The sequence below is a fragment of the Vibrio sp. TRT 1302 genome (assembly GCF_050113875.1).
Lineage (GTDB): Bacteria > Pseudomonadota > Gammaproteobacteria > Enterobacterales > Vibrionaceae > Vibrio.
In genome coordinates this window covers 374963-394104 of the sequence record NZ_JBNJOF010000002.1, presented here as the reverse complement: position 1 = coordinate 394104, position 19142 = coordinate 374963, and the positions used below count along the sequence as shown (strand labels likewise).

The following is a 19142-nucleotide window of genomic DNA, read 5'->3' as shown; positions in this document are numbered from 1 at the left end:
AGTCAGAATATCGAAAGCTATTAGGACTTTAGGCTCAAGCTCATGTCAGAACTATCGAGTTTTGATCACCAACTGGTTGGTTTGTTTGACTTCTTCCATTACCACGTATGTTCGTGTGTCGTTAACACCTGGTAAACGAAGAAGCGTATCACCCAGAAGCTTACGGTAAGCACTCATGTCTGATACACGTGTTTTTAACAAATAGTCAAAGTCACCAGAAACTAGGTGACACTCTTGAATATCATCCAGTTTCTGCACCGCGGTGTTGAACTGCTCAAACACGTCTGGTGCACCTCGGTTTAACGTAATCTCAACAAACACGAGTAATGACGCGTCGAGATATTGCGGGTTAAGCAATGCGGTATAACCCGTAATGTACCCCTGACGCTCTAAACGACGTACACGTTCCAAACACGGTGTAGGAGAAAGTCCTACACGTTTTGATAACTCTACGTTCGAAATTCGACCATCTTTTTGCAACTCATTAAGAATGTTGCGGTCGATGCGATCTAGATCCTTGGACGGCTTTTTATTGTTGTCTGCCATTTTTTATTCCACCTTATTACTTCCTTGCAAAAAAATATACTACAACTTTTTAATATTCAGTATCAAATTTTATTCAAACATATCTATACTAGATATTAATTCGACAGAATTACCCTACACACAGTTAATACAACCATCATAGTTTATACAACTAACATAAAATGAGGATTCAGGATGATTATTGGCGTACCTAAGGAAATCAAAAACCACGAATACCGTGTTGGTATGATCCCAGCGAGCGTTCGCGAGCTAGTGTCTCAAGGTCACCAAGTTTTTGTTGAAACTAATGCCGGTTCAGGCATCGGTTTTTCAGACGATGATTACATCGCTGTAGGCGCATCCATTCTTCCTACCGCTGCTGACGTTTTCGCGAAAGCAGAAATGATTGTAAAGGTTAAAGAACCTCAAGCTGTCGAGCGAGCTATGCTTCGAGAAGGGCAAATTTTATTTACTTATTTGCACCTAGCACCAGATTTTCCACAAACTGAAGAGCTAATCAAGAGCAAAGCTGTCTGTATAGCATATGAGACTGTAACAGATAATATGGGTAGGTTGCCACTACTTGCGCCAATGTCTGAGGTAGCAGGTCGCATGTCTATTCAAGCGGGTGCACAAACTTTAGAGAAATCTCACGGTGGTAGCGGCCTTCTGATTGGCGGTGTACCTGGTGTTGAGCCAGCTAAAGTTGTAGTTATCGGCGGCGGTGTCGTTGGTGCTAACGCGGCACGTATGGCTGTAGGTCTACGCGCTGACGTAACTATCCTTGACCGTAACGTAGACGCTCTACGTCGTTTGGATGAAGAATTCCAAGGTCGTGCAAAAGTGGTTTACTCTACAGAAGATGCTATCGAGAAGCATGTTCTAGAAGCTGACCTAGTTATTGGTGCCGTACTAATCCCAGGTGCAGCGGCTCCTAAACTAGTAACAAAAGAGCATATCGCTAAGATGAAGCCAGGTTCAGCGGTTGTTGACGTAGCAATTGACCAAGGCGGCTGTTTCGAGACTTCACACGCAACAACGCACGCAGAACCAACTTACATCGTTGACGACGTAGTTCACTACTGTGTTGCAAACATGCCAGGTGCAGTTGCTCGTACTTCTACGTTTGCTCTTAACAATGCAACACTGCCGTACATTGTTAAACTTGCGAACAAAGGTTACCGCGAAGCCCTACTAGCAGACAAAGGCTTCCTAGAAGGCTTGAACGTCATTCACGGTAAAGTAACGTGTAAAGAAGTGGCTGAAAGCTTCAACCTAGAGTATGTAGAACCAGCACAAGCAATCGCTATGTTCAACTAATGTTGAATGATTGAATTGATAAAAACGCTCACTTCGGTGGGCGTTTTTTTGTTATGGATACAGGAAAAGTGTCTCACCGAGCGTTGCTCTTTCCCCTCTCCCTTCTTTAGAACCAGCGCTCCAACGCTGACTTATCTAACTGACGAAATGCACGATTGAGTATCTGTGCTAACTCTTTATAGCGAGGACGCGATTTCATCGGTTCTAACGCACAGCCGCTTTCGACAATTTTTTGGTAGATTTCGCGGTACCAGCCTGCAAGTGCTGGTGGAAGCTGAGTATTAGATCGATTCCCTAACCACCACATGCCTTGAATCGGCATACTGATCGCAAATAATGCAATGATCACGGCTTGAGGCATCGACTGGTAATTATTGAACGCCATTTGGGTAAGCACGCTGATCGCGGCAATAGCTGGCATCACTTTTACACCAAAGCGAGTGGCTTTAATGATCCGCTGCTCAGGGAATAGCATATTCAGCTCTTTGCGCATGGGCCAAATATCCATGTACTTTTGCCCGTCTCGTAGGCTGTGAACTAAACCGACTTTATTACTCATAGGGGGCTCTCTCACTTCGTCCGTGGGTCCAAAACTAAAATTTAGTTGAAAGATTCAACTATAAGGACAAAAAATTGATGAAAGTTAATATTCTTTCAAATTTTTTTTGTTATCATTGGTTATTATCGTTATCCTTTGCGGACCCACAATCTCATTGTTGCCGTTATTTACAATTTAAGCAACTCTTGAGACCTTTCTGCATCGGATGCAAGAGTGGTTGATCTGGATCGCCACTGTCTTTTTATATGGAATTCTAAGTTTTTTTGACCAAGATTAGTACGCAGCTTGTAATGCATCGTCTATTCTTGTGATTAATTTTTATCCTAACTGATTATTACAGGTAGTCACTCATGTCAAAGCTAGTTTTAGTTTTAAACTGCGGTAGTTCTTCTCTTAAATTTGCTGTTGTTGATGCAGAAAGCGGTGATGAGCATCTAACGGGTCTTGCAGAATGTCTGCACCTTCCAGAAGCTCGTATCAAGTGGAAACTTGACGGTAAGCACGAAGCTCAACTGGGCAACGGTGCAGCTCACGAAGAAGCACTAGCGTTCATGGTAGAAACTATTCTTGCTTCTAAGCCAGAGCTTTCTGAGAACCTAGCAGCAATCGGTCACCGTGTTGTACACGGCGGCGAGAAGTTCACTCAGTCTGCACTAATTACTGACGACGTACTTAAAGGCATCGAAGACTGTGCAACACTAGCACCTCTTCACAACCCTGCTCACATCATCGGTATCAAAGCAGCTCAAAAATCTTTCCCAGCACTGAAAAACGTTGCTGTGTTCGATACTGCTTTCCACCAAACTATGCCAGAAGAGTCTTACCTATACGCTCTTCCATACAGCCTGTACAAAGAGCACGGTATCCGTCGTTACGGCATGCACGGTACTTCTCACCTATTTATCACACGTGAAGTGGCTAACATCCTTGGCAAACCAGTTGAAGAAGTAAACATCATCAACTGTCACCTAGGTAACGGTGCTTCTGTATGTGCGGTTAAAAACGGTAAGTCAGTAGACACTTCTATGGGTCTAACTCCTCTTGAAGGTCTAGTAATGGGTACTCGTTGTGGTGACATCGATCCTGCAATCATCTTCCACCTACACGACACTCTTGGTTACTCAGTTGAGAAAATCAACAACATGCTAACTAAAGAGTCTGGTCTAGCGGGTCTAACAGAAGTTACTTCTGACTGTCGTTTCGTTGAAGACAACTACGGTGAGAAAGAAGAAGCAACTCGTGCTATGGACGTGTTCTGTCACCGTCTAGCTAAGTACGTAGCTGGTTACACTGCGTCTCTTGACGGTCGTCTAGACGCTATCGTATTCACTGGCGGTATCGGTGAAAACTCAGGTCCAATCCGTGAAATGGTTCTTAACCGTCTAGGCATCTTCGGTATCGAAGTAGACAGCGAAGCGAACCTTAAAGCTCGTTTCGGTGGTGAAGGCACTATCACAACTGAAAACAGCCGCATTCCAGCAATGGTTATCTCTACTAACGAAGAGCTAGTTATCGCTGAAGACACTGCTCGTCTAGCAGGTCTTTAATTGACTTAACCGGCTGACCTCGTCAGCCGGTTTTCTTACTATGGGGCTCAACTCCTATCCTCGTTTTAGTCAGGAGTACGTAGTTGAGCTTTTCCCCCAATAGCTAAAGGTACTCTACGAATGTCTCGTACTATTATGCTTATCCCTGCAAGTGCTGGTGTTGGTCTTACTAGCGTAAGCATGGGTGTTCTGCGCGCAATGGAGCGCAAAGGCGTTAAAGTTTCTTTCTACAAACCAATCTGTCAACCACGTTCTGGCGGCGATCAGCCAGATCTAACGTCAACAATCGTTGGCGCTAACAGCGATATGAAGATTGGTACACCTATGACAATGTCTGTTGCCGAAAACCTAATCGGTAATGACAACATGGATGAACTACTAGAAACAGTGGTTGAGCGTTACAACCAGATCAACAATGATGCAGACGTAACGCTTATTGAAGGTCTAGTACCGACTCGCAAGCACCCATTTGCAAACCAAGTAAACGCAGAAATCGCGGCAACCTTGGGCGCTGAAATCGTGCTTGTTGCCACTCCAGGTACAGACAACCCTGCGCAACTTAAAGAGCGCATCGAAGTTGCATGTTCAAACTTCGGTGGTACTAAGAACAAGAACATTTCAGGCGTTATCATTAACAAACTGAATGCGCCTGTTGATGAAGCGGGTCGTACGCGTCCTGACCTATCAGAAATCTTTGACGATGCTGATAGCGCGAAGCAAAACGAAATGAAAGTAATGGAGATCTTTAACACATCTCCAATCCGTGTATTAGGTTGTGTGCCATGGAGCATTGACCTAATCGCGACACGTGCTATCGACATGGCTAAGCACCTGAATGCGGATGTTATCAATGCTGGTGATATTAAAACTCGCCGTATTAAGAGCATCACTTTCTGTGCACGTTCGCTACCAAACATGATTGAACACTTCAAGCCAGGTTCACTGCTTGTTACTTCAGCTGACCGCCCAGACGTAATCGTTGCTGCGGCTCTGGCTGCAATGAACGGTGTTGAAATCGGTGCAATCCTACTGACGGGTGGTTACGATATCCCAGAACAGATCGTTGGCCTATGTAAGCCTGCGTTCGATTCAGGTCTTCCTATCTTCAAAGCACAAGGTAATACTTGGCAGACTTCTCTGAACCTACAGAGTTTCAGCATTGAAGTTCCAGCGGACGATAAAGAGCGTATCGAGTTCATCAACGAGCACGTTGCTGGCAACATCGATGGAAACTGGATCGAGTCAATGACAGAGGGTACTCAAAAGTCTCGCCGTCTAAGCCCTCCTGCATTCCGTTACCAACTTACTGAGTTCGCTCGTAAAGCGGGTAAGCGTATCGTTCTTCCTGAAGGCGATGAGCCTCGCACAGTGAAAGCTGCGGCTATCTGTGCTGAGCGTGGTATTGCTGAATGTGTGCTTTTAGGTAATCCAGAAGAGATCAAACGTGTTGCTGCACAGCAAGGCGTTGAACTCGGTGCTGGCGTAACAATCATCAACTCTGATGAAGTACGTGAAAATTACGTCGCGCGTCTCGTCGAGCTGCGTGGCGCGAAAGGTATGACTGAAGTTGTTGCTCGTGAGAAGCTACAAGACTCAGTATTCCTTGGCACTATGATGCTTGAAAATAACGAAGTAGACGGTCTGGTTTCTGGTGCAGTTCACACGACTGCGAACACTATCGTTCCTCCGTTCCAAATCATCAAGACTGCACCTGATGCGTCTATCGTATCTTCTGTATTCTTCATGCTGCTTCCTGATCAGGTTCTGGTTTACGGTGACTGTGCGATCAACCCAGATCCAACAGCTGAACAGCTGGCGGAAATCGCTATCCAATCTGCTGATTCAGCAGCAGCATTCGGTATCGAACCACGCGTTGCAATGATCTCTTACTCTACTGGTGAATCTGGTAAGGGTGCTGATGTAGACAAAGTACGTGAAGCCACTAAGATTGCTCAAGAGAAGCGTCCTGATCTTGTTATCGATGGTCCTCTACAGTACGACGCAGCAATCATGGAAAACGTAGCGGCTTCTAAAGCGCCAAACTCTCCAGTAGCGGGTAAAGCAACAGTATTCGTATTCCCAGACCTAAACACTGGTAACACGACGTACAAAGCAGTACAGCGTTCAGCAGACCTAGTCTCTATCGGTCCAATGCTTCAAGGTATGCGTAAGCCTGTAAATGACCTATCTCGCGGTGCTCTTGTCGACGATATCGTCTACACAGTTGCACTAACAGCGATTCAGGCGGCTCAAGCAGAACAAGCGGAAGAGAAAGCGGTTAACTAACCCTATCTCTTAATCGCGATACAAACCCTCGCTTCGGCGGGGGTTTCTTTTATTCAAATCCGCTCAATACATCGCTAAGTACATCGCACCACCAGTCGCAACGCACCCGACCATAATAGGCGCAACCCGAATCCACAACCGTCTGTCGCCGATAGCCACCACCATACCCATTTTGACCACCGTGTTGACCGAAGCGGCAATAATGATGCCTAGCATAGCGGTTGTAACGCTCAGGGTATCGTTGCTTTGACGACTTAAAGCCAAGGATATTGCGTCAACATCTGTGATTCCCGATAAAGCGGAAAGTAGCAGAACACCAGTATCACCGAACCATTGTAATAGTGCTTGCGATAGCAGCATGATTACCGCCAGTATCACACCAAAAAACAACGCTGACTGCAGAGCAAGTGGATTGGCTTGCTTGTTTGAAGGTTCGATATTGTTAACGCCACTTTTACGCCAAACCCACCATGCTGGCAGATAAAGCGCGATCATCATGGCGATGACAATAGGCCATAGCAAGGTAACTAGCTGAGGGTTAATCACGGAAAGTACAATTAAGAGACGCGGGAACATGGTTCCACAACTGAGCAAAATGCCGCTCGCTAGCAGAGGACTAATACTCGGTTGTTCGCGTGATAGGTGAGAAAACTGGAGTGTCAACGCAGTCGAAGAACTTAAACCTGCAAACACCGAGGTAAACAAGATGCCCCTTTTGGCGCCACCGATCTTTATGGCAAAGTAACCGACGAAAGAAATACTGGCGATTAGCACCACCATCCACCAAATTTCATAGGGATTGAGCGCATTCCAAGGGCCGTAGGTTTCATTCGGCAGCAAAGGTAACATAACGATGGAAATCAGCAACAAGCGTAATCCCGCATCCAATTCATACTCTTTAAGTCGCTGTAGCGCTTGGTGTAACTCTCTTTTGTTATCCAAAACGACCGCTGTGACCACCGCGGATGCTGCTGCCAGCACAGCTTCACCGGATACAGCGAGTATGCCAAGTACAAACGTGACCAGTAGACTCACCACGCCAGTGATGCTCACGTCGGCGCTATTTTTTTGTTGAACAACGAACGCGATACAGGCCAAGACGACTAAAGCGATTAAGGCAAAGCCAATCAGTAATGGAGAATAGAGCTTCGCCAAAATTGCCGTAAGCCCACCGAGAAGGCCGACTAATGAGAAAGTACGGATACCTGCAACCCGACTGCCCTCAACACTGTTACGCATTACCCAACCACGCTGAGTACCGACAATCGCACCGAGTAACAAGGAAACAAAAAGATTCCACATCAGGTGTTCGCCGTTCACTAATCCGCTGATATCCATCCCTCAGTCCTCAAACTTTGGCTTTACTATCATAAGATTACGCAAATTGGCGACTAAAATCGTGACTCGCCGTATAAAACTGAAAAAAACGCCACTTGTGTGGCGTTTTTGCTGAGTCGTTAACTTTTATCCCTACCGTGAGGCGTGTCTAAATCCAGCTTGGGGCCTTTCGGCACAACTTGAGTTGGGTTAATTCCTGTGTGGCTGAAATAGTAGTGTCTCTTAATATGGTAGAAGTCTGTGGTTTCCTTAATGCCCGGGATTTGATACAGCTCCTTGAGATATCCGTTTAGATTTGGATAGTCCGCGATACGCTTTTTATTGCATTTAAAGTGGCCAACATAAACTGCATCAAAGCGGATCAAAGTGGTAAATAGACGCCAATCTGCCTCAGTGATTTGCGATCCCGCCAAATAGCGATGATTGGCCAAATGAGCTTCCAGTCGATCTAGTGAGGCAAACAAACTTTCATACGCTTCTTCGTACGCATCTTGCGTTGTCGCGAATCCACATCGATACACACCATTGTTCACGTTTGGATAAATATAAGCATTCCACTCGTCAATTAACGCTCGCTCTTGCTCTGGGTAGTAATCATCCATATTGCCAGTAATGTGGTTAAACTCTGAGTTAAACATTCGGATGATTTCTGAAGACTCATTGCTAACGATGGTGTTGTTCTTCTTGTCCCACAGCACAGGCACCGTCACTCGCCCTGTGTAATCGGCTTTCGCTTGGGTGTAAATTTGATGCAGACGAGTATGGCCAAAAAGTGGCTCTGGTAGTCCCATTTGCCAGCCTTCAGACATCATATCTGGGCAGACAATGGTTAAATCGATATGCTCTTCTAGACCTTTGAGCTTGCGAAAGATAAGGGTTCTATGCGCCCAAGGACAGGCAAGAGAAACAAATAGGTGGTAGCGACCAGACTCCGGCTGAAACTGCGCATCAGGTTGATTTTTTATCCAGTTTCTAAAACCCGCATCTTCGCGCACAAATTTGCCGTTGTTTGATTTGGTGTCATACCAAACATCGTGCCACACGCCTTCTACTAGTTTGCCCATCTTCCACTCCTAACGCCAATATGTTGATGAGTTTAGTATAAAAAGAAACCTCGATAAGATTAATTAGGCAGTCTTGGTTTAGTTGTTCAAATTATTTGAATTAGTTGGTTGATGAGTAGACGCAAGACACAAAAAAACGCGGCGTCCTTGAGGACGCCGCGTTAATAGTGACAAAACGAGTTATACGCTTACGTGTAAACACGAAACAGCGTGAACATCGTTACCTTCAATCGTTGGCTTAGTCTTCGCACACGCATCGGTTGCCTGTGGGCAACGAGTACGGAAAACACAACCAGAAGGTGGATTGATTGGCGATGGTAAATCACCTTCAAGCATTTCAATGTGCTTAGCTCGCTCTAGCTTAGGATCTGGGATTGGTACCGCAGACATAAGTGCGCGAGTATATGGATGTTTAGGATCGGCAAACAAAGCGTCAGACTCACCGAGCTCCACTGCGTTACCTAGATACATAACCAACACACGATCGGAAATGTGTTTTACAACTGACAAGTCGTGAGCGATGAATACGAGCGAAAGTCCAAGTTCTTTCTGAAGCTCTTTAAGCAAGTTAACAACCTGTGCCTGAATCGATACGTCTAGCGCCGATACAGGTTCATCACAGATGATCATCTTAGGCTTTAGGATCAGTGCACGGGCAATACCGATACGCTGACATTGACCACCAGAAAATTCGTGTGGGTAACGGTTGATAACGTTCGGTAATAGACCTACTTTAGCCATCATTTCTTTTACACGATCTTTCACTTCCACTTTAGATAACTCTGGGTAGAAGGTTTCTAAAGGTTCTGCAATGATATCGCCAACCGTCATACGTGGATTCAAAGACGCGAGTGGGTCTTGGAAAATCATCTGAATCTCTTTACGAGTTTCACGGCGCTGCACTTCTTTCATCTTAGTCAAGTCTTGACCAAGCCACATTACATCACCGTCGGTCGCTTCGACTAAGCCGATGATTGCACGTGCAAAGGTCGACTTACCACAACCTGATTCCCCTACTACGCCAAGCGTTTCACCTTCGTATAGACGAACGTTTACGCCGTCTACCGCTTTAAGGTTAGCTGGCTTAGCCCATGGCCATGCTGACTTGGCAGCAATGTTAAAATGAACTTTTAGGTTCTTAACGTCCAACAATAACGATTTGTTCTCTAAACTCATTTGTTCCAAGCCTCCCAATCAGAAAAACATGCGCGCTGACGCCCATCTCCAAACGGAGTTAGGATTGGCGTTTCGCTCTTACAACGATCTGTTACACGGTGGCAACGTTCCTGATAAGGACAGCCAGTTGGCAAACGAAGTAAGTTCGGCGGATTGCCTGGAATTGTTGGCAAAATTTCGCCTTCAGTATCAAGACGAGGAATCGCTTTAAGTAGACCTTCAGCGTAAGGATGACTTGGGTTGTAGAATATTTCGTCGACTGACCCATACTCCATAGTACGACCTGCATACATAACGAGTACTTTGTCACATGAACCCGCGACAACACCCAGGTCGTGGGTGATCATGATGATTGCCGTGTTGAACTCACGCTTCAACTCGTTCAATAGATCCATGATCTGCGCTTGAACAGTCACGTCCAATGCCGTTGTTGGTTCATCGGCGATAAGCAGCTTCGGACGACATAGTAGCGCCATCGCAATCATTACACGCTGACGCATACCGCCAGAAAACTCATGCGGGTACATAGTAATACGCTTACGAGCTTCGGGAATTTTCACCGCTTCTAGCATGCGCACAGACTCTTCGAAAGCTTCTGCTCTGCCCATGCCTTTGTGCAGCATCAGAACTTCCATCAACTGTTCACTTACCTTCATGTATGGGTTAAGTGAGGTCATTGGGTCTTGGAAAATCATTGCAATCTGCTCTGCACGCACCTTGTTCAGAGCAGCTTCTGGTAGGTTAAGGATTTCGTTACCTTCAAACTTAGCGCTACCTGAGATGATACCGTTTTTAGCTAACAGTCCCATGATTGCGAATACAGTTTGAGATTTACCTGAACCAGACTCCCCTACAATACCAAGTGTTTCACCTTGCTTGAGAGAGAAGTTCAAATCGTTTACTGCGGTGACGATACCATCTTGAGTGGTGAATTCGACACGCAAGTCTTTGACATCTAATAGACTCATCATTGCTTCCTTAATCTTTATACTTTTAATTAGCGGTCTTTCGGGTCAAGCGCGTCACGCAGACCATCACCAACATAGTTGAAGCAGAATAGGGTCACGACCATAAAGGCTGCTGGGAATGAAAGTTGCCAGATAGCAATTTCCATTGTCTGAGCCCCTTCTTGAAGTAGTGCGCCCCAACTTGTCATTGGCTCCTGAACACCAAGACCAAGGAATGATAAGAATGACTCAGTTAGAATCATGCTAGGAATAAGCAGCGTTGAGTAAACCGCTACAATACCCAATACGTTTGGTACGATATGGCGAGTGATGATTTTCCACTTGCTCACACCACAAACATGGGCAGCTTCGATAAACTCTTTGCTACGCAAGCTTAGCGTCTGACCACGTACGATACGCGCCATATCCAACCACGCAATCGCACCAATTGCTACGAAGATCAAAATGATGTTACGACCAAAGAATGTAACTAGTACGATAACTAGGAACATAAATGGAACTGCATATAGGATTTCAAGAACACGCATCATTAAGCGGTCAACTTTGCCGCCAATAAAGCCAGATGCTGCGCCATAAAGTGTACCGATAAGAACGGCAACCAATGCACCCAATACACCCACCATGAGTGAGATACGGCCACCAATTAACGTACGTACGTAAAGATCACGGCCTAAGCTGTCGGTACCAAACCAGTGTTCAGCGCTTGGTCCAACGTGCATCGCATACCAATCCGTATCATCGAACGTGTATGGCGCGATCATTGGCAAGAAAATAACCGCCAATGTCATGATAAATAGGATGAAAAGACTCACCATAGCCGCTTTGTTACGCATAAAGCGGATTCGCGCGTCCTGCCACAAACTACGACCTTCAATCTCAAGATTCTCTGAGAATTTTTCGATCGCTTCTAGATTCTCTTTTTTCGTTAACATAACGATACTTCCCTGTTAGTAACGGATTTTCGGGTCGATTAACGCTAGTAAAATATCAACAACAGCGTTGAACAAGATGAATAGGAAACCAATTAGGATGGTAATTCCCATTACTAGCGAGTAGTCACGGTTAAATGCTGCGTTAACGAATAGCTTACCAATACCTGGTAGACCAAAGATCGTTTCGATAACAACAGAACCAGTAATGATACCTACGAATGCAGGACCCATGTAAGAAACTACAGGCAGCAGCGCAGGTTTCAGCGCATGCTTAAGAATAATGTAACGGTAGCTCAAGCCCTTAGCTCGTGCTGTTCGGATAAAGTTACTGTTGAGAGTTTCAATCATCGAACCACGAGTGATACGAGCAAAGGTCGCAATGTACAGGAATGACATACCTAACACTGGAAGTACCATGTACTCAATCGCACCACCGTTCCAACCGCCCGCTGGGAACCAGCCTAAGCCGATCGAAAAGATATAAATCAGAACAGGAGCAAATACGAAGGAGGGTAACACCACCCCTATCATGGACGTGGACATGACCGAATAGTCAAGCCAAGTATTCTGTTTCAGCGCAGCCAGTGTACCGACCGCCACACCGACGATCACGGTAAAAATAAACGCGTAAAAGCCCACTTTAGCTGAAACTGGTAATGCTTCAGCGACTAACTCATTAACGGTGTAGTCTTTGTATTTGAATGAAGGGCCAAAATCACCTTGCAAAATATTGCCTAAATAGGTGGTGTATTGTTCAAATAAAGGCTTGTCTAGACCATATTTCTCATTGATGTTTTGCATTACTTCAGGTGGCAAAGTCTTTTCTGATGAAAAAGGGTTACCTGGAGCAAAACGCATAAGGAAAAAAGAAACGGTTATTAGGACAAGTAAGGTCGGAATTGCTTCCACAATACGAGTAAAAATTAACTTCAACATAATGCATCTCACATCTAAAAAAATGCACCCATAGCGCAGGCTATGGGCGCATTCTTATCTACTTCAAATTACTATTTTTTAATAATGTACATATCTTTTGAGTAGATATTGTCCTGAGGGTTCTGATCAGGATAGCCGCCTACCACTGTGCTCACTAGGCGAGGCTGAACGTACTGGTAAATCGGAGCGATTGGCATGTCTTGCGCAAGCTGAGCTTCAGCAATTGCATAGAACGCGTTACGTTCTTCATCCGTTTTCGCTACGTTTACAGCGTCGTTCATCGCTTTGTCAAAAACAGCGCTAGAGTATTTCTGATCGTTTGAACCATTCTCAGTCATAGCGATTGCTAGGAAAGTAGATGCTTCGTTGTAGTCAGCACACCAGCCCGCACGACGAACGTCAAAGTTGCCTTGCTTGCTGCTGTCTAGGTACGTTTTCCACTCTTGGTTTTCAAGTTTCACGTTTACGAAACCACCTAGAGATTTCTTCCACATAGATTGTACCGCTACAGCGATCTTCTTGTGGTTCTCTGACGTGTTGTAAAGAAGTGTGAAGTCTAGTGGTTTACCCTGACCAAAGCCTGCTTCTGCTAGAAGCTCTTTCGCTTTCTCTACACGCTCTTTTTGCGATAGAGATGCGTACTCTGGAGCTTCAGGAGCGAAACCTGTGATACCGCTGTGAGTTAGAGCGAATGCTGGCTTCTGACCTTGACCAAGAATTGCGTTAGTGATGATGTCACGATCGATACTGTAAGACAGTGCCTTACGTACGCGTACATCGTCAAATGGAGGACGTTGAGTGTTGAAACCGTAGTAGTAAGTACATAGGTTTGGAGAAACAACAACGTTCTCTGGGTAATCTTTAGATAGACGACGGAATTGCTCGTTTGGCACTTCGTATGTTAGGTGGATTTCACCAGATAGGAAGCGGTTCATTTCCGCGTTTTGGTTTTCGATAGGTAGGAAAGTTACCTTATCAATGACTGTGTCTTTGTTGTCCCAGTAATTTGTGTTGCGCTCAAGTACGATTTTCTCGTTCACAACCCAATCAGCAAGTACGAATGCACCGTTACCAACGAAGTTACCTGGTTTAGTCCAATCGCTACCGAATTTTTCAACAGTTGCCTTATGAACTGGGTACATTGTTGTGTGTGCCATCATCTTAACAAAGTAAGGTAGTGGTACTTCTGTTTCTAGTACTAGAGTGTGATCGTCGATCGCTTTAACACCAAGCTCGCTTACGTCTTTTTTCCCAGCAATAATGTCTTTAGCATTCTTCATCTTTGTATATTCGATGTACCAAGCGTATGGTGATGCTGTTGCTGGATCTGCTGCACGCTTGAAGCTGTATTCGAAATCGTATGCAGTTACTGGGTCACCGTTAGACCATTTAGCGTCTTTACGGATTTTGAAAGTGAAAGTTTGGTTGTCTTCTGTAGTCCAAGACTCAGCTGCGCCAGGGATTGTGTTACCTGGACCATCTTGAATCACTAGCCCTTCCATTAAGTCGCGTAGAACGTGTGACTCTGGAACACCTTCAACTTTATGTGGGTCAAGAGACGCAACTTCAGTACCGTTACCACGGACCAGTTCTTGAACTTTAGCTAGTTGAGTGCCAGCAGGAACATCTGCTGCAAGTGTAGTAGTAGAAGTGGCAGCCACTGCCAAACCAGCGCCTAGAAGTAGGGCTTGTGTGATTTTATTCTTGTACATGCATTAAACTCCGAGTTTTATGTATTGCATCCATGACTTCTTTGTATGTCACCAGAACGGCCAGTGATTTAGAACTGTTTAGCTCAAAAATTAAGCATAAAAATCTAAAATAATACAAAGATTGCGGCACACATTAGCAATCATTGAAGTAATTTGCCATAAAAATGTAGCAAAAAGTCGTATATACACCCGATTACGTCAATAAATTGGTAAGAATCTCTAGGTATCAAGAATTCCTTAGTTGAATAAAATAAAAATTCTCTTCCAAGCAGATTGAAGTGCCAAATTATCTAATAAGAAGCTTTTTTAGCATCTTATGCTATATATTGTGCGGAAATTTTTACAAAAGTAATGCAATCTAGATAACAAATAGCTACATTTACCTTTAGCAAAATTGCGTTCTGTGAAGCCAGTCACCTCTCTATACTTTACTTAAGTCTAAGCACTCAAGATAAGACATCACTCACGGCGAACCACCAAATAATAAATATTTATATCAACTGCGAGTGGAGATTTCTTTATGTTTTTTTGTAAGGTTAGTCTGATTATTACTATTTAAGTCATTAACCGAGTAGCCACTCGAGACGAAGAGCAATAGTAATGTTGGAGTTAGGGGCCGAGGCACAAAGATGAGAAATTCAGATAGCAAAAAGCCGCTAATAAAAGCGGCTTTTCAAATGGGTGGAAGCCCCAGCCACATCCCGGCACACAAGTCACTCGCTGCGGCTGCTTCCTTCCGGACCTGACCGAGTTCACGAGCTATTGTTGCGGGAGGACCAGGGCCTCCATAGATTCGTTTTCCTTAGCAGGGCTAAGGAGTGAGGGGATTATCAGTCATCCTCAGGGCTATTTCAAGTCAAACAAGGCAGAAAAGTCATCTTTTCGATTCAACTGCTTAGTGAGTAACCACTATGAGTTGAAAGAAACCACTTTCGACGCTTTTCTCGCCCCATTTTTTCCCTCTGCTTGCGCTTGCTTGTGCTGATACATTTCTACATCGGCTTCATGTATCACTTCTTCAATGCTCATAAAGTGTCTACCTGAAAGTGAAGCTCCGAAAGCTAGGGAGACATTGAACACAATGCTTTTGTCATCAGAGACGAACGGAAATAACTCAAACTTGCTTTTTAACTTGCTGACCTCTTCTGGCGTAACCTTCCCGACAAGGACAAACTCATCGCCACCAATTCGGTAGCTCGAGCCACGCCAATAGCGACTAATGTAACTCGCCACCGCTTTTAACACTTGATCTCCAACTTCATGACCATAGCTGTCATTGATCTGTTTGAAGCGGTTTACATCTAAATAGATTAAGGTCTCATCCCCATTGATGCCGCTTCTATATTTCTGCTTTAGCGCTCGACGATTACGTAGCCTAGTTAGGTTATCGGTATTTGATTGGCTATGCAGATACATCGCCACAACCACTAAAAATCCTAGCACTAACAAGAAGAGGAACTGGCTATTTCGTGAGAACGCCTGTTCTGCATGCAAGGTGGCTTTCCAGTCCGGTTGATAATCGTATTTGCTGATAATGCGCTCAACATCGATCATTTTGATTGCTCGAGTAAAGAGAGGGGCTAGCGTTTCTCCTAGCTCGTTCTTGGCAAAACCTATCGCAATCGGCGATTTGTAGTAGCTGCCAATCAATGTTTCCTCAGCGAGTGGCAGTAGATCGTTGGATTCGCGTAATCGTTTGTTGAAGTTAGCTCGACTGACCGCCAAATAATCAATTTTTCCGTCTAATAGCGCTTCATAGATTGCATCACCACTTGGGTAAGCATGGAGAACTTTGTTAGGCAGACGCTGCGAAAGTAACTCTTGGTAGAAGTCATCTCGGATCACACCAATTCTCTCGGCAATTAACTCAGAGACGTTGCTGTAAACATTCTCTTTGTACCCTTCCCTTTTGACCAGAATTGCTTCTGGGAAATAGTAAGGCACGCTAAAGTACGCGATGTCCTTGCGTGATTCCGAAGCCACAATAGGTGATAGAACATCAATCTCTTGCTCGATCAAATCGCGGTACATGCTCTCCCAAGATTCATCGTAGGTACTTATCAGGTTACACCTGAGCATCAGAATTTCACACGCCTGTAAAACCACATCGGCAGTAATGCCGCTGATGCTGCCGTCTGGTTGGTACTTGGCGTACTGACCTATATTTTCAATCTTAACTCTCAAGGGTTTTTGATAGTTGATCAGGCTATCAATAACATCCTGACGTAACGCCTGTTTTCTCAAATCAAATTGATACTGCTTCACCGACTCGCGCAGAAGTTTTTGTACCTGTGCACCATGCACATAATGTTCAATCGTTTTGAGTAAGTTTTGATGCTTGCCTTTCGGCGCAATAATTGAAACGGGCTTAATCATCAGTTGATGGTTAAGCAATTGTGCATCATAACCCGCGAGAAGCATGGGTTTGAGTTGATTGATCGCGTCAATAACACCATCAACTTGTCCTGACTCAATCAAGGATTTGGCTTGGTCATGTCCACGATACTCTACCAATCTCATTTCTGGATAGTTAGCGTGAATCAACTCGCCATAAATGGTTTCGGCGGGTACTCCGACGGTTGAGACTTCATCCAAGTTGGCATTAATCAAACTAAAAAGATAGGTGTATTCAATATTGGTAGGGCTTGAGAACTCAAATAACTCAGCGCGCTCAGCAGTATAAGTAACGTTGGCGGCAAAATCGGCTTCCGAAGTTTTGACGGCATTTAGGATGCTATTAAAGCTTGGATAATAGACATACTCCACCTGCAACCCAAATTGTTCAGAAACAGCATCAAATAGTATCCGTGAGACGACATCATCCGCCTCCATCGCGACCTTATATTTGGTGTTTGCGAACGTTGTGGGTATCAATAGCATGCAAAACACAATGCACCACATGCGCCAGAGGTAGGTCATCCTTGCTTGTTCCTATTTGAATAGTTATGAATTCTCTTATCTCAAAGATGACCAAGGAACAAAGCTGCCAAGGGGATATCATCGAGTCGGATGCCGAACTAAAGTGTTGGACAAACAGGCACTTGTTTAAAAGTATTGTCCGTCTCCACCCACTCACCGTTCAAAACATGCGCAATTTTGACACACATAGTTGAATATGCCAACCGCATATACATCAAACTCGAATTGACTATTTATATATCTTGCTCTTGTTCAACACTTCGCAAAATGTAGTCTGTCATCCAAGCAGTCCCGAGCAAACAGATCCAAACGACGAACACGGGATTTGGCACTTCGATGGTAGGGGTAACGACTAAGGCAGCAAAGCCAACCGTTGGTAGTGTCCAACATAGCAATTTACTCCAACGGAATGAGGTCAATTTTGACAAACTTTCCATCGAGGCCATAATGCCTGTAATACATAGAGCCAACAGCGCGGCGTAAGACAAATCAGCTATCCATAACGGCAGAATTAAACCCAGAGCCCACCAGCTGTGTTTGTTGGATGGCTTCCAGTGAGAGACTGACCACCAAATAGCAATCACGGCAATAGTTTGGACAAAAGTAACGACGGGTTCACCAGCGAGCTTGCCTCCCGCTTGGGTCACCATAATCCCCACCATTAAGGTCGTCACGATCAAAGCACTTGTCAGCACGACTCCCAAGCTGCTTCGTTTAGAAAACGCGACCATTAATAACGGGAACAGTACCCATAGACTCACGGATAACGTAAAAGGTTGATGAGGTAGTGTAAGACCATAAGTGGTCATGGCGGCCATCAATGCAAGCCCGGCCACACCGCCTTGGGGAAAAATCCACAATGCGGGGATGATTAAGGCTAAAACGGGGATATCACCTTCGCTTAGACTGATACTCCGAGCACAAACCACAGCCAATAACGTTGTCACTAAGAACTGAAATGTAGAAAATACCATGCCCTCTCCTTATCCATTCCTTGGAACTCTGTACTAGGACACTCTGATTATGGACCAGTTTTTAATGCAAATCTTTGCTGTAATTCACCAAATTCCGTGTGGAAAAGTCACGACCTATGGTGAGATCGCAAAACGCGCAGGTTATCCAGGCTATGCCCGTCACGTTGGAAAAGCCCTTGGCAATCTTCCAGAAGAGACCAAATTGCCTTGGCACCGAGTGATTAACAGTCAGGGTAAGATATCTTTAAAAGGGCAGGATCTACTGAGACAAAGAGCCAAGCTTATTGCCGAAGGCGTTGAAGTCAGTGAAGAGGGAAAGTTGAGCTTGAGAAAATATAAATGGCAGCCCTGATGGACTGCCATTCAATACTCTTTAGTTACGCACACCAATTAGGCGTAAATTAACATTGTCCGTCTGTGCATCATCAGTGATAACCGGATAAGACGTATCAGTAATGAAGCGTAGTTGGCCATCAACTTCAATACGCGCACTCACACTGTAACGGTGGCGAGCTTCAATTTTGTTAGTATCGTAAGCTAGGTCAAACTCGAAAGGAACTTGCGCACCGTTGGTTTCAAAACGATGTTTAGCGATAACTTTAGCTGGAGCGTCCGCTAATGAGACATCTTGTAGAGTCACTGTCACCACGGCATTATCCGGCAACGCAATGCGCTCACGGTAAGCAAGCGTACCTGTCACTGAATCCACTCGTGGTTGCTCTTGTTTCTCTGAAGATTGGCAGCCAACCAATACTGCACCTAATACCACTGACATTACTAACGCTAGTGCCTTTTTCATAAAGCCTCTCTATAACTAATTAAATTCACTAGGATTATAGAAGGCTATTATGTGAATGTCATTGCAGGCTAACGATTACTGACAAAG

General features: G+C 44.8%; 16 protein-coding genes and 1 other RNA gene. 4 read left to right on the top strand and 13 right to left on the bottom strand.

From position 1 onward, the window contains the following. Positions 1 to 51 precede the first annotated feature (51 nt). Entirely contained in the window at positions 52 to 546 is a 495-nt protein-coding gene (gene lrp, locus ACQEXP_RS04585; protein WP_004414493.1) for a leucine-responsive transcriptional regulator Lrp, read from the bottom strand. A 174-nt stretch (positions 547 to 720) separates the two neighbouring features. Here lrp and ald point away from each other — a divergent pair, with 174 nt between their 5' ends. Then, positions 721 to 1845 (top strand): alanine dehydrogenase, encoded by a 1125-nt coding sequence (ald, locus tag ACQEXP_RS04580; RefSeq protein WP_138973340.1) that lies wholly within the window; start codon positions 721 to 723, stop codon positions 1843 to 1845. 106 nt (positions 1846 to 1951) lie between these two features. Here ald and yfbV read toward each other — a convergent pair whose 3' ends face one another. Then, entirely contained in the window at positions 1952 to 2404 is a 453-nt protein-coding gene (gene yfbV, locus ACQEXP_RS04575) for a terminus macrodomain insulation protein YfbV (protein WP_138973341.1), read from the bottom strand. Between the two features lie 350 nt (positions 2405 to 2754). Between yfbV and ACQEXP_RS04570 the strand changes: the two genes are divergently transcribed. Both ACQEXP_RS04570 and pta read left to right on the top strand, forming a co-directional pair. Then, on the top strand, positions 2755 to 3951 hold the full coding sequence (locus ACQEXP_RS04570; protein WP_269375973.1) for an acetate kinase: 1197 nt from the start codon (positions 2755 to 2757) through the stop codon (positions 3949 to 3951). Between the two features lie 120 nt (positions 3952 to 4071). Then, positions 4072 to 6237 (top strand): phosphate acetyltransferase, encoded by a 2166-nt coding sequence (gene pta, locus ACQEXP_RS04565; RefSeq protein ID WP_269375974.1) that lies wholly within the window; start codon positions 4072 to 4074, stop codon positions 6235 to 6237. Between the two features lie 63 nt (positions 6238 to 6300). On the opposite strand, the gene ACQEXP_RS04560 is transcribed toward pta, so the two are convergent. The 10 genes from ACQEXP_RS04560 to ACQEXP_RS04515 all read right to left on the bottom strand — a co-directional run bounded on the left by ACQEXP_RS04560 (position 6301) and on the right by ACQEXP_RS04515 (position 18256). Beyond that, positions 6301 to 7575 carry an MgtC/SapB family protein gene (locus tag ACQEXP_RS04560; protein ID WP_426968456.1) on the bottom strand — a complete coding sequence of 425 codons (1275 nt, stop codon included), beginning with the start codon at positions 7573 to 7575 and terminating at the stop codon, positions 6301 to 6303. 119 nt (positions 7576 to 7694) lie between these two features. Continuing rightward, positions 7695 to 8639: a glutathione S-transferase family protein gene (locus tag ACQEXP_RS04555; RefSeq protein ID WP_426968454.1), complete on the bottom strand. Its 945-nt coding sequence runs from the start codon at positions 8637 to 8639 to the stop codon at positions 7695 to 7697. A 180-nt stretch (positions 8640 to 8819) separates the two neighbouring features. Next, on the bottom strand, positions 8820 to 9815 hold the full coding sequence (oppF, locus tag ACQEXP_RS04550) for a murein tripeptide/oligopeptide ABC transporter ATP binding protein OppF (protein WP_269375977.1): 996 nt from the start codon (positions 9813 to 9815) through the stop codon (positions 8820 to 8822). Further along, positions 9812 to 10783 (bottom strand): ABC transporter ATP-binding protein, encoded by a 972-nt coding sequence (locus tag ACQEXP_RS04545; RefSeq protein WP_426968566.1) that lies wholly within the window; start codon positions 10781 to 10783, stop codon positions 9812 to 9814. The genes oppF and ACQEXP_RS04545 overlap by 4 nt, the downstream gene beginning before the upstream one ends. A gap of 29 nt (positions 10784 to 10812) precedes the next feature. Continuing rightward, positions 10813 to 11715, bottom strand: coding sequence for an oligopeptide ABC transporter permease OppC (gene oppC, locus ACQEXP_RS04540; protein WP_269375978.1), 903 nt, complete (start codon positions 11713 to 11715; stop codon positions 10813 to 10815). Between the two features lie 15 nt (positions 11716 to 11730). Beyond that, positions 11731 to 12651 (bottom strand): oligopeptide ABC transporter permease OppB, encoded by a 921-nt coding sequence (gene oppB / locus ACQEXP_RS04535; protein ID WP_269375979.1) that lies wholly within the window; start codon positions 12649 to 12651, stop codon positions 11731 to 11733. 71 nt (positions 12652 to 12722) lie between these two features. Further along, on the bottom strand, positions 12723 to 14363 hold the full coding sequence (locus tag ACQEXP_RS04530; protein WP_269375980.1) for an ABC transporter substrate-binding protein: 1641 nt from the start codon (positions 14361 to 14363) through the stop codon (positions 12723 to 12725). A 685-nt stretch (positions 14364 to 15048) separates the two neighbouring features. After that, an RNA gene (ffs, locus tag ACQEXP_RS04525) (signal recognition particle sRNA small type) lies at positions 15049 to 15145 on the bottom strand. Positions 15146 to 15272: 127 nt separating this feature from the next. Further along, a complete protein-coding gene (locus ACQEXP_RS04520) occupies positions 15273 to 17282 on the bottom strand; it encodes a GGDEF domain-containing protein (RefSeq protein ID WP_426968451.1) in 2010 nt (669 codons plus the stop codon). A 233-nt stretch (positions 17283 to 17515) separates the two neighbouring features. Then, positions 17516 to 18256, bottom strand: coding sequence for a hypothetical protein (locus tag ACQEXP_RS04515; protein WP_269375981.1), 741 nt, complete (start codon positions 18254 to 18256; stop codon positions 17516 to 17518). 49 nt (positions 18257 to 18305) lie between these two features. On the opposite strand from ACQEXP_RS04515, the gene ACQEXP_RS04510 reads away from it, so the two are divergent. Beyond that, entirely contained in the window at positions 18306 to 18608 is a 303-nt protein-coding gene (locus ACQEXP_RS04510; protein ID WP_426968449.1) for a DNA base-flipping protein, read from the top strand. A gap of 21 nt (positions 18609 to 18629) precedes the next feature. Here the strand turns inward: ACQEXP_RS04510 and ACQEXP_RS04505 are convergent, their stop codons facing one another. After that, positions 18630 to 19055 carry a YbaY family lipoprotein gene (locus tag ACQEXP_RS04505; RefSeq protein ID WP_138970836.1) on the bottom strand — a complete coding sequence of 142 codons (426 nt, stop codon included), beginning with the start codon at positions 19053 to 19055 and terminating at the stop codon, positions 18630 to 18632. Positions 19056 to 19142: the final 87 nt, after the last annotated feature.

What these genes read in the sequence shown, in the direction of transcription:
- ald (WP_138973340.1), top strand. Translation starts at nt 721, where the DNA reads ATGATTATTGGCGTACCTAAGGAAATCAAAAACCACGAATACCGTGTT.
- yfbV (WP_138973341.1), bottom strand. Translation starts at nt 2,404, where the DNA reads ATGAGTAATAAAGTCGGTTTAGTTCACAGCCTACGAGACGGGCAAAAG.
- oppC (WP_269375978.1), bottom strand. Translation starts at nt 11,715, where the DNA reads ATGTTAACGAAAAAAGAGAATCTAGAAGCGATCGAAAAATTCTCAGAG.
- ACQEXP_RS04560 (WP_426968456.1), bottom strand. Translation starts at nt 7,575, where the DNA reads ATGGATATCAGCGGATTAGTGAACGGCGAACACCTGATGTGGAATCTT.
- ACQEXP_RS04530 (WP_269375980.1), bottom strand. Translation starts at nt 14,363, where the DNA reads ATGTACAAGAATAAAATCACACAAGCCCTACTTCTAGGCGCTGGTTTG.
- oppF (WP_269375977.1), bottom strand. Translation starts at nt 9,815, where the DNA reads ATGAGTTTAGAGAACAAATCGTTATTGTTGGACGTTAAGAACCTAAAA.
- ACQEXP_RS04505 (WP_138970836.1), bottom strand. Translation starts at nt 19,055, where the DNA reads ATGAAAAAGGCACTAGCGTTAGTAATGTCAGTGGTATTAGGTGCAGTA.
- pta (WP_269375974.1), top strand. Translation starts at nt 4,072, where the DNA reads ATGTCTCGTACTATTATGCTTATCCCTGCAAGTGCTGGTGTTGGTCTT.
- lrp (WP_004414493.1), bottom strand. Translation starts at nt 546, where the DNA reads ATGGCAGACAACAATAAAAAGCCGTCCAAGGATCTAGATCGCATCGAC.
- ACQEXP_RS04520 (WP_426968451.1), bottom strand. Translation starts at nt 17,282, where the DNA reads ATGACCTACCTCTGGCGCATGTGGTGCATTGTGTTTTGCATGCTATTG.
- ACQEXP_RS04510 (WP_426968449.1), top strand. Translation starts at nt 18,306, where the DNA reads ATGGACCAGTTTTTAATGCAAATCTTTGCTGTAATTCACCAAATTCCG.
- ACQEXP_RS04515 (WP_269375981.1), bottom strand. Translation starts at nt 18,256, where the DNA reads ATGGTATTTTCTACATTTCAGTTCTTAGTGACAACGTTATTGGCTGTG.
- ACQEXP_RS04545 (WP_426968566.1), bottom strand. Translation starts at nt 10,783, where the DNA reads ATGAGTCTATTAGATGTCAAAGACTTGCGTGTCGAATTCACCACTCAA.
- oppB (WP_269375979.1), bottom strand. Translation starts at nt 12,651, where the DNA reads ATGTTGAAGTTAATTTTTACTCGTATTGTGGAAGCAATTCCGACCTTA.
- ACQEXP_RS04570 (WP_269375973.1), top strand. Translation starts at nt 2,755, where the DNA reads ATGTCAAAGCTAGTTTTAGTTTTAAACTGCGGTAGTTCTTCTCTTAAA.
- ACQEXP_RS04555 (WP_426968454.1), bottom strand. Translation starts at nt 8,639, where the DNA reads ATGGGCAAACTAGTAGAAGGCGTGTGGCACGATGTTTGGTATGACACC.